The sequence below is a fragment of the Burkholderia sp. GbtcB21 genome, from assembly GCF_019091065.1.
Taxonomy (GTDB): Bacteria; Pseudomonadota; Gammaproteobacteria; order Burkholderiales; family Burkholderiaceae; genus Burkholderia; species Burkholderia pyrrocinia_C.
Window position 1 is genome coordinate 1 of sequence record NZ_JAGXKA010000022.1, and the last position, 14694, is coordinate 14694.

The 14694-nt window shown below is 66.3% G+C and carries 13 protein-coding genes; 5 read left to right on the forward strand and 8 right to left on the reverse strand.

The features are described from left to right. Together KVT39_RS32540 and KVT39_RS32545 are read right to left on the reverse strand one after the other, a co-directional pair. Positions 1-929: RNA-guided endonuclease TnpB family protein (locus KVT39_RS32540; protein ID WP_217591001.1), on the reverse strand; the 929-nt coding region annotated here is incomplete at its 3' end. Positions 930-988: 59 nt separating this feature from the next. Further along, positions 989-2008, reverse strand: a complete 1020-nt coding sequence (locus KVT39_RS32545; protein WP_080484403.1) for an IS30 family transposase — start codon at positions 2006-2008, stop codon at positions 989-991. A gap of 139 nt (positions 2009-2147) precedes the next feature. Between KVT39_RS32545 and gloA the strand changes: the two genes are divergently transcribed. Further along, positions 2148-2543, forward strand: a complete 396-nt coding sequence (gloA, locus tag KVT39_RS32550; protein ID WP_034178980.1) for a lactoylglutathione lyase — start codon at positions 2148-2150, stop codon at positions 2541-2543. A 254-nt stretch (positions 2544-2797) separates the two neighbouring features. Beyond that, on the forward strand, positions 2798-3733 hold the full coding sequence (locus KVT39_RS32555) for a DMT family transporter (RefSeq protein ID WP_034178981.1): 936 nt from the start codon (positions 2798-2800) through the stop codon (positions 3731-3733). A gap of 108 nt (positions 3734-3841) precedes the next feature. Here KVT39_RS32555 and rsmA read toward each other — a convergent pair whose 3' ends face one another. From rsmA to KVT39_RS32575, 4 genes are read right to left on the reverse strand one after another with little or no spacing between them, the layout of a single operon-like run. Continuing rightward, positions 3842-4669, reverse strand: a complete 828-nt coding sequence (rsmA, locus tag KVT39_RS32560) for a 16S rRNA (adenine(1518)-N(6)/adenine(1519)-N(6))-dimethyltransferase RsmA (protein ID WP_034178982.1) — start codon at positions 4667-4669, stop codon at positions 3842-3844. A gap of 49 nt (positions 4670-4718) precedes the next feature. Next, positions 4719-5705 carry a 4-hydroxythreonine-4-phosphate dehydrogenase PdxA gene (pdxA, locus tag KVT39_RS32565; protein ID WP_034178983.1) on the reverse strand — a complete coding sequence of 329 codons (987 nt, stop codon included), beginning with the start codon at positions 5703-5705 and terminating at the stop codon, positions 4719-4721. Positions 5706-5716: 11 nt separating this feature from the next. Continuing rightward, on the reverse strand, positions 5717-7075 hold the full coding sequence (locus tag KVT39_RS32570) for a peptidylprolyl isomerase (RefSeq protein WP_105391409.1): 1359 nt from the start codon (positions 7073-7075) through the stop codon (positions 5717-5719). 51 nt (positions 7076-7126) lie between these two features. Beyond that, positions 7127-9487, reverse strand: coding sequence for an LPS-assembly protein LptD (locus KVT39_RS32575; protein ID WP_034178985.1), 2361 nt, complete (start codon positions 9485-9487; stop codon positions 7127-7129). A gap of 223 nt (positions 9488-9710) precedes the next feature. Between KVT39_RS32575 and KVT39_RS32580 the strand changes: the two genes are divergently transcribed. Beyond that, complete coding sequence (locus KVT39_RS32580; RefSeq protein ID WP_217591002.1) at positions 9711-10760, forward strand: aminoglycoside phosphotransferase family protein; 1050 nt, start codon at positions 9711-9713, stop codon at positions 10758-10760. A 22-nt stretch (positions 10761-10782) separates the two neighbouring features. After that, entirely contained in the window at positions 10783-11502 is a 720-nt protein-coding gene (murU, locus tag KVT39_RS32585) for an N-acetylmuramate alpha-1-phosphate uridylyltransferase MurU (RefSeq protein WP_217591003.1), read from the forward strand. A gap of 113 nt (positions 11503-11615) precedes the next feature. On the opposite strand, the gene KVT39_RS32590 is transcribed toward murU, so the two are convergent. Continuing rightward, complete coding sequence (locus KVT39_RS32590) at positions 11616-13487, reverse strand: ABC transporter ATP-binding protein/permease (RefSeq protein ID WP_217591004.1); 1872 nt, start codon at positions 13485-13487, stop codon at positions 11616-11618. Between the two features lie 174 nt (positions 13488-13661). Between KVT39_RS32590 and KVT39_RS32595 the strand changes: the two genes are divergently transcribed. Next, complete coding sequence (locus KVT39_RS32595; protein ID WP_034178988.1) at positions 13662-14057, forward strand: acyl-CoA thioesterase; 396 nt, start codon at positions 13662-13664, stop codon at positions 14055-14057. 45 nt (positions 14058-14102) lie between these two features. On the opposite strand, the gene KVT39_RS32600 is transcribed toward KVT39_RS32595, so the two are convergent. Further along, positions 14103-14585, reverse strand: coding sequence for a nitrate reductase associated protein (locus KVT39_RS32600; protein WP_034178989.1), 483 nt, complete (start codon positions 14583-14585; stop codon positions 14103-14105). Positions 14586-14694 lie beyond the last annotated feature (109 nt).

The following is a 14694-nucleotide window of genomic DNA, read 5'->3' on the forward strand; positions in this document are numbered from 1 at the left end:
CCCGCGATACCTTTCGGCCGCGTCGTGCTGTCTCTCGACCCGCACGCCGAACAGGACTGGGTAGAACCGCTTTCGTCCACTTCCTCGAACGTGACTCCGTGCGCCATCGCTTTGTGACGAAGCTTGTTTCGGAAGGACGACCAGGATGCGTCGTAGATGCTCTTCGCCATCCTGGTTCTGGCGAGTTTGGTGGCCGACACATTGCCGACCGCGATGTAGTCGAAGCGTCGCACCAGATCGAGTGCGAGCTTGTGCTGGAAATCGGCGCGGGCATTCGCCACTTTCGCGTGCAGCTTCGCGATATGTCGTTTGTGCTTTCGCGCGCGTTGGGCTCTCGCCAGCTTTTCGGCCGCGCGCTGGCCGAACCGGTCGTTAGGCAGCTTCTCGCCGGTCGAAAGTGTGGCGAAGTCTTTCAGACCGAGATCGAGGCCGACGCCGGAACGGATCGGGCGCGCCTGAACATCGGGCATCTCGATCACGATGTTGAGAAACCAGTTGCCGCGCGCATCCTGCGCAAAATTGGTTCCGTCCTTGATCTTGCCTTCAGGGAGCGGCCGGCTGCTGAACACGCGGAAAGTATGGCCGGCAAAGCGAAACGCGTCGCCTTCACGTTTCATGTCGCGGCCTTTCAACGGCACCCAGCCAAGCGATTTCCTGCCGCGATAGCGCAGGTAAGGGCGCCGGTGCTGGCTGCGCGACTTCGCGTACTGCTCGCACGTTGCGTTGACCGTTCCCGAGTGAATGCCGAGTTCCTTGCTGCTGCCGGTCGTGAGCACATTCAGGTCGAAGCCGGTCGGCCACCTCTTGCTCCACTTGAGCGCGTGCTTCTGCGTGTCGTTGCAGAAATTCCAGACGTAGTTCACCGCACGGCTCTGATTGTTGAGCAGTCCGTTGAGCGACTTCACGCGGTAGCGGTAGACAAGAATCATGCCGGTCATCCTAACCTGCGGAAGAAACTGCCGGTCAAGGGACAAGGCGGTCTCAAGAATCAAGTGCAACGTTTAGCCAACCCGGTGGCAGCTAATTCCATCGCCATGGCCTCTTCGGGGGTTTTCCAGTTGAGGGTTTGACGAGGGCGTCCGTTCATCAGCTTGGCAATATCGTTCAACTGCATCTGGGTCACGCCTGACAGGTCCATTCCTTTGGGTAGAAACTGGCGCAGCAGGCCGTTGGTATTTTCGTTGCTGCCTCGTTGCCAAGGCGCGTAGGGATCCGCGAACCAGATATCCAGATTCAATCGTTCAGCCAGCTCGACATGACAGGTCATTTCCGATCCGCGATCGTAGGTCAGGCTTTCCCGCAGAAAGGCCGGCAGCTTCTTCATCTGGCGCGTGAAGCCTTCCAGTGCATCCTCGGCCGTGCAGCCATCCATGCGGCACAGCACCACGAAGCGCGTCTTGCGCTCGACCAGTGTGCCGACGCAGGAACGATTGAAGGCCCCCTTGATGAGATCGCCTTCCCAATGACCGGGCCATTGGCGCGTTTCGATTGCCTCGGGCCGATGGACGATGCGAAGTTCTTCCGGCACAAAGCTCTTGCGGGCCAGCGTCTTGCGTGCGTTGCCACGCACCGGTTTCTCCTGACGCAGGGCCTCAATCATGGCCTGCTTCAAGCCGCCGCGGGGATGGGTATAAATCGCCGCGTAGATCGTTTCGTGGCTGACGCGTTGCTCGGGGTTGTCTGGATGCATCTCGCGAAGTCTCGCAGCAATTTGCTGCGGCGACCAGCACCGATAAACCAGATCGTGATGCACCCGCCAGTACAGCGTGCTTCCTGCTGCCAGTTTCGCCTGACGCCGACTTCGCTCGCGGCGCGTCCGATAGGCTCTGGCCGCGCTTGTGGCGTCATAGCAGCGAGGCGCTTCCGTACGATTGCGCGCCAGTTCTCGTGTGATCGTCGACGCGCTGCGGCCAAGCAGCCTTGCAATCGCTCTGACGCTCGTGTTCCGGGCCTTCTCGATCATGATCACCGCGCGCTCTTCGGCGCTCAGATGCTTGTAATTCGTCATCGCAACACCCTATCTCATCAAAGGTGTTGCACTTGAAGCTAGAGTCTAAGCAAGTTGGGGCGAAAAGCAGGTCAACTCCATATCCTCTACAATTGCGGGTTCTCAATGCGTCTTTCGACGCGCCATCAAAGGACTACTCATGCGAATCCTGCACACTATGCTTCGCGTAGGCGATTTGGACGCGTCCATCCGCTTCTACACCGAGGTCCTCGGCATGCGTCTGCTCCGAAAGCACGACTACCCTGATGGAAAGTTCACGCTGGCATTTGTCGGTTACGAAGACGAGTCCGAAGCCGCAGCTATCGAATTGACCTACAACTGGGGCACCGACAAGTACGACTTGGGAACGGGGTACGGTCATATCGCGCTGGAAGTGGAAGACGCGTATGCCGCCTGTGAAGAAGTAAAAAAGCGCGGTGGCGTCGTGGCGCGCGAAGCCGGCCCTATGAAGCACGGTACAACCGTGATCGCCTTTGTCGCGGACCCCGATGGCTACAAAATTGAACTGATCCAGAAAAAAGGTCGAGTCGACTAAACCTCACAAAGCGTGAAGCCTCCAACTCTCATCGCACAGAGGACCATAGGCGGCGCTTACATTGCCCTTCGAATGTTCGTCCACCGTGAGCCCGCTCCGAGGCTGCGAGGTCCAAGTTTAGATTCTCGTTCCCGACTCCAAGACCATCTCGCGCCTCTCTAAACTCTCGTGCGAAACCGCCGATTCGAGCGCGCCGAACGCGCCGCCCACCCGATCTCGCTGCTGCTGCCCTATCGAATCAGCGAGGCTCGCCGATGACCACGCTTGCCGCCACGCCCATGCGCCGCGCGCTCGACATGCGCGCGGTGGGCCTGATGCTGTTGCTGTGCGCGATCTGGGGCTTCCAGCAGGTCGCGATCAAGAGCACGAATGCCGCCATCGCGCCGATGTTCCAGGCCGGGCTGCGCTCGGTGATTGCCGCGCTGCTGCTGTGGGGCTGGGCCCGCGCGCGCGGCACGCCGCTGTTCCACGCGGACGGCACGTTCGGCGCCGGCCTCGCGGCCGGTGCGCTGTTCGCCGGCGAATTCGTCTGCGTATTCTTCGGGCTGACGCTGACGAGCGCGTCGCACATGGCGATCTTCCTGTACACGGCGCCCTGCTTCACCGCGCTCGGCCTGCACCTGTTCGCGCCGGGCGAACGGCTGCAGCGCGCGCAGTGGGCCGGCGTCGGCCTCGCGTTCGCCGGTATCGCACTCGCGTTCGCGGACGGCTTCCTGACGCCGCGCGCGCCCGGCGCATCGGTGCTGGCGGGGCTGGCCGGCGACGCGCTCGGCATACTCGGCGGCGCGATGTGGGCCGCGACGACGGTCGTCGTGCGTTCGACGGCGCTCGCGCACGCAAGTGCGAGCAAGACGCTGTTCTACCAGCTCGCGGTGTCGGCGGTCGTACTGGTCGCGCTGGCCGCGCTGTTCGGCCAGATGTCGTTCGCGCATGTGACGCCGGTCGCGGTGGCAAGCCTCGCGTACCAGTCGGTGATCGTCGCGTTCGTCAGCTACCTGTCGTGGTTCTGGTTGCTGACGCGCTACAGCGCGTCGCGGCTGTCCGTATTCACGTTCCTGTCGCCGCTGTTCGGCGTCGCGTTCGGCGTGCTGCTGCTCGGCGAATCGGTCGGCTGGCGCTTCATGTCCGCGGCCGCGCTCGTGCTGACCGGCATCGCGCTCGTCAACACGCCGCCGCGCAGGCGGGCGTGACGGCAGGCGGCAGCCGCACATGCGAAGAAAGGCACGAGCGCAATAAAAAAGCTGCCCCGCGGGGCAGCCTCATCGCGACATCCGGTGGTCCGGCCCGCGCCATGCGCGTTACCCGGCCTTGCGCACCGCCGCGAGCGTCTGCGCGACGCCGACGTATTCGGCCACGCTCACGTCCTCCGCACGGCGCGCGAGATCGAAGCCGAGCGCATCGAAATCGATCGTCTCGCGATAGTCGCCGAGCGTATTGCGCAGCATCTTGCGGCGCTGCGAGAACGCGGCGGTGACGATTTCGCCGAGCAGCACCGGATCGACGTCCGGCAGTTCGTGCGGCTCGTACGGAATCATCCGGACGATCGCCGAATCGACCTTCGGCGGCGGCTGGAACGATTCCGGCGGCACGTCGAGCATCTTTTCCATCACGTAGCGGTACTGCAGCATCACCGACAGCCGCGAAAACGCCTTCGTGCCCGGCTCCGCGACCATCCGCTCGACGACTTCGTTCTGCAGCATGAAATGCTGGTCGATGACCACGTCGGCGAACGTCATCAGGTGAAACAGCAGCGGGCTGGAAATGTTGTACGGCAGGTTGCCGACGATCCGCAGCGACGGCTTGTCGCCGGGCGCCGCGAGCGAACCGAAGTCGAACGCGAGCGCGTCGCCCGCGTGCAGTTCGAGCAGCGCGCCGAAGCGCTGCTGCAGGCGCCCGATCAGGTCGCGGTCGAGCTCGACCGCGTGCAGCGGCGCCTCGGGCGTCGCGAGACGCTCGATCAGCGGCCCGGTCAGCGCGCCGAGCCCGGGGCCGATCTCGACCATGCGCTGGCCGCGCGCGGGGCCGATCGTCGACACGATCGAAGCGATCACGCCGTGATCGACGAGGAAGTTCTGCCCGAAGCGCTTGCGCGCGAAGTGGCCTTGGTGCTGTCTGCTGTTCGACATCGACTCAGTAAAACGAAAAATACGACGAATGGGGTGAGGTCGGGCCGTGTCAGGCCGCGCGGCGATGGCGCGCCATCGTGACGGCCGTATCGAGCGCGGCGACCATGCTGCCCGGATCCGCGCGGCCCGTGCCGGCCAGATCGAGCGCGGTGCCGTGATCGACCGACGTGCGGATGATCGGCAGCCCGAGCGTCACGTTGATGCCCTCGCCGAACGTCGCATACTTCAGCACGGGCAACCCCTGGTCATGGAACATCGCGAGCACGCAATCGGCATCGGCCAGATGGCGCGGCTGGAACAGCGTGTCGGCCGGATACGGGCCGCGCGCATCGATACCCTGCGCGTTCGCGCGGGCCAGCGCCGGCGAGATCACGTCGATCTCTTCGCGGCCGAGATAACCGTTCTCGCCCGCGTGCGGGTTCAGGCCCGTCACGAGGATGCGCGGCGCGGCGAGACCGAAGTCGCGCCGCAGGTCGCGATCGATGATCGCGAGCGTCTCGACGAGCCCGTCGATCGTCAGCGCGGCCGACACGTCCTTCAGCGGCAGGTGCGTGGTCGCGAGCGCGACGCGCAGCGGCCTGGCACCGGTGCCCGCCAGCATCATCACGACACGCGGCGTATGCGTGCGCTCGGCCAGGTATTCGGTATGGCCGGTGAACGGCACGCCCGCATCGTTGATCGTGCTCTTCTGCAGCGGCGCGGTAACGATCGCGTCGTACCGGCCCGCCAGCGCGCCGTCGATCGCCGCGTCGAGAAGGTCGAGCACGTACCGGCCGTTCGCCGCGTCCAGCTTGCCCGCCTGCACGGGAGCGGCGAGCGCGCGATGCGCGACCGACACCTGCCCGCCGGCGAGCGTTGCCGGGTTCGCGCCGACCGCCGCCGCGCGCGCGTCGAGCAGCGCCGCATCGCCGAGCACGGTGAAATGCGCGTCGGGCCAGCGCTGCGCGGCATCTCGCAGCGCCTGCACGGTCAGCTCAGGGCCGACGCCCGCGGGTTCGCCGGTCGTGATCGCGATCTGCAGCGCGGGCGTGGTCATCGGAGGCTCGTTCAGTTCGCCGGGCCGGCGCCGCCGATCTTGAACTGCACGTACGACGAGTCGCGCAGCTCGCGCAGCCAGTCGGCATATGCCTGCTCGGCCTTGCGCTGGCCGATCGCCTGACGCGCGATGTCCATCTGCTGCTGCACCGAGCCTTCCGCCTCGCGGCGGTTCAGCACCTGGATCAGGTGGTAGCCGTACTCGGTACGAATCGGCTGGCTGATCTGGCCGTCCTGCAGGTTGTTCATCGCACGCTCGAATTCCGGCACGGTTTCACCCGGGCTGATCCAGCCGAGATCGCCGCCCTGCGACGCCGAACCGTCCTGCGAGTAAGTACGCGCGAACTTCGCGAAATCGCCGCCGGCCTCGACCTGGTTGCGGATGTCGGCCAGTTGCTGGCGCGCCTGCCCTTCCGACTTGCCTTCGCCCACGCGCAGCAGGATGTGGCGCACGTGCGTCTGGACGATCTTCGGCGCCGCGGCGGAAGCGCCCTGGCTCTGGCGGCGGTCGACGAGACGCACGATCTCGAAGCCGTCCGGCACGCGGATCAGCGTCGGGTTGACCTGGCCCGGACGCAGCTTCGATGCGGCGTCGACGACTTCGGCCGGCAGCGCGCTCGGCGCCTTGAAACCGAGGTCGCCGCCCTTCTTCGCGTCGTTTGCTTCGGAGTTGTTCTTCGCGAGCCGCTCGAAATCGGCGCCCGACTTCGCTTGCTGCAGCAGCGCGTCGGCCTTCTTCTGCGCGGCTTCGATGTCGGCCTGCGGCGCGTTGGTCGGCGCCTTGATGAAGATGTGCTGGAAGCGCAGGTCCTGCTGCTGTGCCGCGTTCGGCCCGCGCTGGCTCGCGATGTAGTTCGCGACCTCGGCGTCCGACACGGTGATCTTGCCGTCGACCTCGCGCTCGCGCAGCTTCGACAGCATCAGCTCGGTACGCGCATCGCTCGTGAAGATGCTCCAGGGCACGCCTTGCGACTCCAGACGCGCGCGGTACTGCTCGAGCGTCATCCCGTTCGCTTGCGCGAGACGCTGCAGCGTCGACTGCACGGTCGCGTCGTCGATGCGGATCCCGTCGTCCTTGGCCTTCTGCACCTGGATCCGCTCGAGCACCATCTGGTTCAGCACCTGCGCGCGCAACTGGTCGGCCGGCGGCACCGGCGCGTTCTGCTGCTGCAGCCGGCGCGCGATCAGGCCGACGCGCTGGTCGAGTTCGCGGCCCGTGATCACGTCGTTGTTGACGACCGCGACGACTTCGTCGGCGAGCTGCGCACCTCGCGAACCGAGCGCCTGCGCCGCGGCCGGCGCGGCGGCGAGCAGCGCGGCGGACGCGGCGAGGCTGGACACGACTGCCGCGAAACGAAGGGATTTCTTCATTGCCACTGATACTCCATTGAAATCGTGCTGACCGGTGCAGACAAGCCGGCGTTACTCGTAGTTGCTGAAGCGGGACATCGGCGGCGGCGGCGGCGGCAGCGGCGTGTAGCCCGGCACCCCGGCGCGGAATGCGGACACGAGGCCGTTGTCGACGGTCGACAAGCCCTTGAGCGTCAGTTGCATCATGAAGCGCGTCGACGAGTTCTGCTGTCCCGACGAATTGATGCCGTTCGCGGCCCGCTGCACCCCGACCCCGAGCGCCCAGCAATCCGCGTCGTATTGTAAGCCGAGCAGACCGTCGACCACGCGATCGCCGGCGAGATCGTAGTTGAAGCGGCCGATCGCATACAGGCGGCGCGTGAGCGGCCACTGCGCGGACACCAGGAACTGGTTGATCGGCTGGTTGTCGAGCGTGGTGTTCGAGCGCGTATAGCGGTAGCCGACGTTGATCACGCGGCGCTCGCCCGGGCTGTAGCCGAAACCGATGCTCGACTTCACGAGCTGGTTGTTGTTCTGGTTGTACTGGAACGCCGTTTCCGACATGAAGCCCGAACCGAGCTTCAGCGCGGCGCCGACGATCAGGTCCGAGTGGCGCGCCAGCACGGCGCTCTGCCCGGGGTTCAGCGTGACGCGCTGATCGGCGAAGTAGTACTGCTGCGCGATCACGAAGCGCGCACGCTCGTCGCCGGTGCGCGGATCGATGAAGCGCGACGTGAGGCCGGCCGTGATCCGGTTCGCATCGGCGATCCGGTCGTTGCCGACGAACGTGTTCGGCTGGTAGATCTCCGCGAGGCCGAAGTCCGATTCCGCGGTGTCGAACAGCGGCGCGTTCGACTGGTCGCGATACGGCGTGTACACGTAGTACAGGCGCGGCTCGAGGGTCTGGATGAAGTCCTGCCCGAACAGGCGCACCGAGCGGTCGAAGATCAGGCCCGAGTCGAAGGTCACGGTCGGGATCGACTCGGTGAAGCGCTTCGGGTTGTTCGGCGTGCCCGACGACAGGTGGCTCAGGTCGTACGACGCGAAGTGGTACTGGACCTTCGGCACGACGAAGTAGCCGGGGCCGTACACGCCGTATGCGATGTACGGGTTGAAGACGATCCGGTCGCCTTCGGTCGCATCGGCCGTCGTGATGCGGAACCGCGAATAATCGGCTTCCGCGCCGAAGTCGAAGCCGCCGACGTTGTACTTCGTGTACTTCACGTTCAACTGCGGCTCGCGGCTGTACGGCGCGATCGACGGCGGCAGCGTCTGCCAGTGCTGGTAACGCGCAAGCACCGACCACGGGCCGTTGTTGTACGTGAGGCCGGCTTCCTGCTGGTACAGCGTCTGCGTCCCGTTGATGAACTGGTTCGTCGAACCGAGATCTTCGGGATAGGTGTTGTCCGAGACCTTGTTGTAGTAGACGTAGCCGCCGAAGCCGCCGCCGAAGTTCTGCTGGTGCTGCCAGTAGATCGCGTAGCGGTTGCGGTGCGCGAGCCGGTCATCCGGCAGGTAATTGGCCGTCAGCGTGCCCGAATACGACGCCGACAGGTAGCGGAACGTCGCTTCGGCCATCACGCCGCGCCGCGAGATGATGCGCGGCGTAAGCGTCAGGTCGCGGTTCGGCGCGATGTTGAAGTAGTACGGCAGCGACAGCTCGAAGCCGTTGTTCGAGTTCATCGAGAACGTCGGCGGCAGCAGGCCGCTGCGCCGCTCACCCGACAGCGGGAACGTCAGCCACGGGCTCGCGAAGATCGGCACGCCCTGGAAGAACAGCACGCCGTTGCGCGCGGTGCCTTCGTCGGCGCCCGTATCGAAGTCGAAGCGGCTGCCCTTGATGTACCACGCGGGGTTCGTCGAGCACTGGCACGCCGTGTACGTGCCGTTGACGAACACCGAGCGCTCGTTGTCGACCATGTCGACGCGCTCCGCGCTGCCCGACCCGCCCGTCACGTTGAAGTGGTACTTCGGCGCCGTCATGAAGCCCTGGTTCGCCTCGATCTTCAGATGCGCCTCGGGGCCCGCGAACGACGTGCCGCCATTGACTATCCTGACCTGGCCGTACGCATCGGCCATGTCGGTATCCTGATCGTAGTGGATCGCGTCGGCCTTCACGACGGCTTCGCCGCGCCGCAGTTCGGCCGAACCCTTCGCGGCCAGATCCTGCTCGGCCGTGCCGCTCGTGTGGTCGGCGATCACGAAGGCGGCCGGCTTCGCGCCGTCCTTCAGCGGATGATCCTCGAGCTGGGGTGCGAGACGCAGATCCCACGGCGAGTCGAGCGGCTGCGGCTGCGCAGCCGCGCCCGACAGCTGCGCGTACGACACGGCCGGCACGAGGCCCGGCACGGCCAGGAGCGCGAGCGCGAGCCGCCGTTTGCGCGGCGCCCCGTCACCGGGGAAAACATTCGGGAATAGCGGTTTGGGCGGCATCTATCGTTTGGCGAATCGCCCCTTGTCAACCGCGCCTTCACGGCACACTCGCGCACGGCGGGCCGCGCCGTCGAACCGCGACTGCGGCTGAGCGCAAACCGGGGAGGCGATCGGGCGGACGGCGCGACAGGCAGCGGACCTGTACGGCGGAAGCTGACGCGGGGCGCGTCAAAAAAGTCGTGGGGTATTATATGGCAAGACGTTCCCCCCTCCCCCGAGTTTCATGACGCCGCCATCCGCCGCATCCCAGCCCGACGCCCGCCTCGACGCACTCACCGCGTGGCTGCGCCCGCTCGCCGGGCGCTACGCCCTTGACCTGTCGACCCTCGCGCCTGCGTCGTCCGACGCCAGTTTCCGCCGTTATTTCCGTATCGCGTCGGCCACGAGCGCCGGCGGCACGCTGATTGCCGTCGACGCGCCGCCGCCCGAGAAGTGCCGCGAGTTCGTCCAGGTCGCGCAATTGCTCGCCGCGGCCGGCGATCACGTGCCGGACATCCTGGCCCACGATTTCGACGCGGGCTTCATGCTCGTGACGGACCTCGGCCGCACGTCGTACATCTCGGTGCTCGATCCGGCCGACCCGGCCGCCGCGCGGCCGCTGATGCGCGACGCGCTCGACGCGCTGATCCGCTTCCAGCTCACGTCGAAGCCCGACGTGCTGCCGCCGTTCGACGAAGCGTTCCTGCGCCGCGAAATGGAGCTGCTGCCCGAATGGTTCGTCGGCCGCCACCTGGGCAAGCCCGTCACCGACGCGATGCGCGGCACGCTCGACCGCACCTTCGCACTGCTGGTCGCCAGCGCGCACGCGCAGCCGCAGGGTTTCATGCTGCGCGACTTCATGCCGCGCAACCTGATGGTCTGCGAGCCGAATCCGGGCGTGCTCGACTTCCAGGACGCCGTCTACGGGCCGCTGACGTACGACGTCGTGTCGTTGCTGCGCGACGCGTTCGTCAGCTGGGACGAGGAGTTCGAGCTCGACTGCTTCGCGTATTACTGGGAAAAGGCGAAAAAGGCCGGCCTGCCGGTCGATCCGGATTTCGGCGAGTTCTACCGCCAGCTCGAATGGATGGGGCTGCAGCGCCATATCAAGATCCTCGGCCTGTTCGCGCGCATCAATTACCGCGACGGCAAGCCGCACTACCTGAACGACCTGCCGCGCTTCCTCGCGTATGCGCGCAAGGTCGCGCTGCGCTACCGCCCGCTCGTGCCGTTCGCGAAGCTGCTCGACGAACTCGAGGGCAACGCGCCGGCCGACGTGGGCTATACGTTCTGACTGTCCTGACACCCGGCCGAACATGAGCGACACCCTGACCACGGCGATGATCTTCGCCGCCGGGCGCGGCGAACGGATGCGCCCGCTGACCGACACCCGCCCGAAGCCGCTGCTCGAAGCGGGCGGCAAGCCGCTGATCGTCTGGCAGATCGAAGCGCTCGCACGCGCGGGCATCGAGACGATCGTGATCAACCATGCGTGGCTCGGTGAACGGATCGAGGCCTCGCTCGGCGACGGTTCGCGCTGGGGAGTGCGGCTCGCGTATTCGGCCGAGGGCGAAGCGCTGGAGACCGCCGGCGGCATCGCGCAGGCGCTGCCGCTGCTGGAACACGACGGGCGCTCGACGGTGTTCGTCGCGGTGGCCGGTGACGTGTTCGCCGAGTTCGATTACGGGAAGCTCGCCGCCCCCGCCGCGCGCATGTCGGCACTCGACGCGCCCGCGATGCATCTCGTGATGGTGCCGAATCCGCCGTTCCATCCGGCCGGCGACTTCGTGCTCGGTGGCGACGGGCGCCTGTCGCTCGACGGCGGCGAGCGCGTCACGTTCGGCAGCATCGGCCTGTACGACACGCGGATGTTCCGCGATCTCGCGCCCGGCACGCGACGCGCACTGACGCCGTACTTCCGCGCGACGATCGAAGCCGGCCGCGCGAGCGGCGAACTGTACGAAGGCGTCTGGGAGAACGTCGGCACGCCCGCGCAGCTCGGCGAACTCGACGCGCGGCTGCGCGCCGCGGGCTGACCGGACGACGGACTACCTACGCGGCGCCGCGTCGTGCCGCTACGCTGCCCGCGCGCGCTTCCGGCAGACCGCCCCGGGTTCCCGCTGCGCGCCACCGCGCGCAGCATCGCCGCTCACGCGGCCTCGGCCTCTTCCCCGCCCGCCGCCGCGCGCTGCTGCTGCAGCGCCCACATCTGCGCATACAGCCCGTCCGCACGCACGAGTTCGTCGTGCGTGCCGCGTTCGACGATCCGTCCGTGATCCATCACGAGGATCTGCTGCGCGTGCACGACCGTCGACAGCCGATGCGCGATCACGAGCGTCGTGCGGTGCCGCGCGATCTGCTCGAGCTCGTGCTGGATCGCGCGTTCCGAACGCGAATCGAGCGCCGACGTCGCTTCGTCGAACAGCAGGATCGGCGGATTCTTCAGCAGCGTGCGCGCGATCGCGACGCGCTGCTTCTCGCCGCCCGACAGCTTCAGCCCGCGCTCGCCGACCGGCGTGTCATAGCCCTTCGGCAAGCTTTCGATGAAATCGTGGATATGCGCGGCACGCGCGGCCGCGACCACCTCGTCGCGGGTCGCGGTCGGCCGGCCGTACGCGATGTTGTAGTAGATCGAGTCGTTGAACAGCACGGTGTCCTGCGGCACGATCCCGATCGATGCGCGCAGCGAATCCTGCGTGACGTCGCGAATGTCCTGGCCGTCGATCCGGATCGCGCCGCCCGCCTGCCGGTCGAGATCGTAGAAGCGGAACAGCAGGCGCGACAGCGTCGACTTCCCGGAACCGCTGTGACCGACCACCGCGGTCGTCGTGCCCGCGTCGATCGTGAACGTCACGTCGTGCAGGATCGACCGCGCCGGCTCGTATGCGAAGTTCACATGCTCGAAGCGCACCTGCGCGCCGGCCACCGCGAGCGGCCGTGCATCGGGTAAATCCGCGACTTCCTTCGCGGCCGACAGCAGCCCGAACATCCGGTCCATGTCGGTGAGGCTCTGCTTCAGCTCGCGATAGACGACGCCGAGAAAGTTCAGCGGAATATAGAGCTGCAGCATGAACGTGTTGATCAGCACGAGATCGCCGAGCGTCAGCTTGCCCGCGAGCACGCCCTGCGTCGCGCGCCACAGGATGAACACGAGCCCCGTGCCGATGATCGCCTGCTGGCCGAAGTTCAGCACCGACAGCGAGTTCTGCGAGCGGATCGCGGCCTTGCGGTAGCGCTTCAGGTTCTCGTCGTAGCGCTGCGCTTCCCACTCCTCGTTGCCGAAGTACTTCACCGTCTCGTAATTGATCAGCGAATCGATCGCCCGCGCGTTCGCGCGCGAATCGAGTTCGTTCATCGTGCGGCGGAAGTGCGTGCGCCAGTTGGTGACCTTCACCGTGAACACGATGTACGTGACCAGCGCCGCGAACGTCACGTACGCGTAATAGGCTTCGTACTTGACCACGAAGAAGCCGAGCACGAGCCCGACCTCGACGAGCGTCGGCAGGATGCTGTACAGCGAATACGAAATCAGCTGCTGGATGCCGCGCGTGCCGCGCTCGATGTCGCGCGACATGCCGCCCGTCTGGCGCTCCAGGTGAAACCGCAGCGACAGCCCGTGCAGGTGCCGGAACACCTGCAGCGCGAGCTGGCGCACCGCGCTCTCGGTGACCTTCGAAAACAGGATCTCGCGCAGCTCGGTAAACAGCGACGTCGACAGCCGCACGAACGCATACGCGACGACCAGCAGCCCGACGCCGCCCGCGAGCACGATGCCGGCCGACTGCTCGGCGCGGCCGAGCGCGGTGATCTGCTGCACGTAGGACAGGTGGTCGACGATGCGCTTCATCACGACCGGCACGCCGAGGTTCGCGACTTTCGCGCCGATCAGGCAGGCGAGCGCGAGCGCGACGCGCCATTTGTAGGTGCTCAGGTACGGCAGCAGCGACCGGATGGTCTGCCAGTCGTTGCGGGGCCCGGTCGAAGCCGGCGCGGGCTCGCCGGAAGCAGGAAATCGGCGCATGGGGGAAGGATCGGCGGCGGCGCCGGACGCGTGCATCGGCGGCCGGCTCGCCCGCTTTCTCGTACAATTTGCGAACGTTGTATTGTCGCAGAAGCCGCTTCGCGCCGCTGCCGGCGGTCTTGCCGGCCAGCCTGCGCGCGGCGGCGAATTTATTACAGGATGAAAGCCCCCGCCATGACCGATTCGACCCTCGAACTTCCGCAAAAGCAGCCCGCGCTGCGCGTCGTCCCGCAACCGCACGACGCGAACGTCCACGGCGACGTGTTCGGCGGCTGGATCATGTCGCAGGTCGACATTGCCGGTTCGATCCCCGCGAGCCAGCGCGCAAATGGACGCGTCGCGACGGTCGCGGTCAACTCGTTCGTGTTCAAGCAGCCGGTGTTCGTCGGCGATCTTCTGAGCTTCTACGCGACCATCATGCGCACCGGCAACACGTCGATCACGGTCGACGTCGAGGTGTATGCACAGCGCATGCGCCTGATGGGCGAAATCGTGAAGGTCACCGAAGCGACGCTCACGTACGTCGCGACCGGCCAGGACCGCAAGCCGCGGCAACTGCCGCCGCTCTGACGCTCCGACGGACAAGCGCCGCGCTGCGGTGCGGCGCGCGGCCCGTCAGTGCGTGGCCGTCAGCCCGAACTCCCGCATCGCGGGCAGGAAATCGTGATTCAGCTTCGGCTTGCGCGACAGCTTCACCAGCACGTAGCGCTGGAACGGCGCGAGCCGCTGCCACTGCGCGAGCGCGGGCGCCGACAACCCGGCCAGCGCGCTCTGCTGCACGAGCGACTCCGGCACCGTGTCGGTGGCGCGCCAGCTCGGCTGCTCGTCCGGCTGGAACCACGACGGTTCCAGATCGGCGTGCGTGCGCAGCATCTCGAACAGCGCATGATCGAAGTTGGGCTCGATCGCGGTGTCGTCGTCGGCCGGAAAGCGCGCGAGCAGCTTGCGGTCCTCGAGCGGCAGCAACTGCCACTGCTCGAGCGAAATCCGCAAACCGAAGCGGTCGAGGTTGAAACGCACGATCATCGGGATGTACGTGAAATTTTCCGACGAATCGTGTTCGAAGTTGAATAGCAACGGAGCGTCGCTGAGTCCCATGGTCGTTACCTGACGTGACGGTTGCCGGCGCGGCCGGCCTGCCTGGGGTATTTTAGAACCTCTGCGCGCGGACGGCGGACACGATTGATGGTCCGCCGGCCGTGCCTCG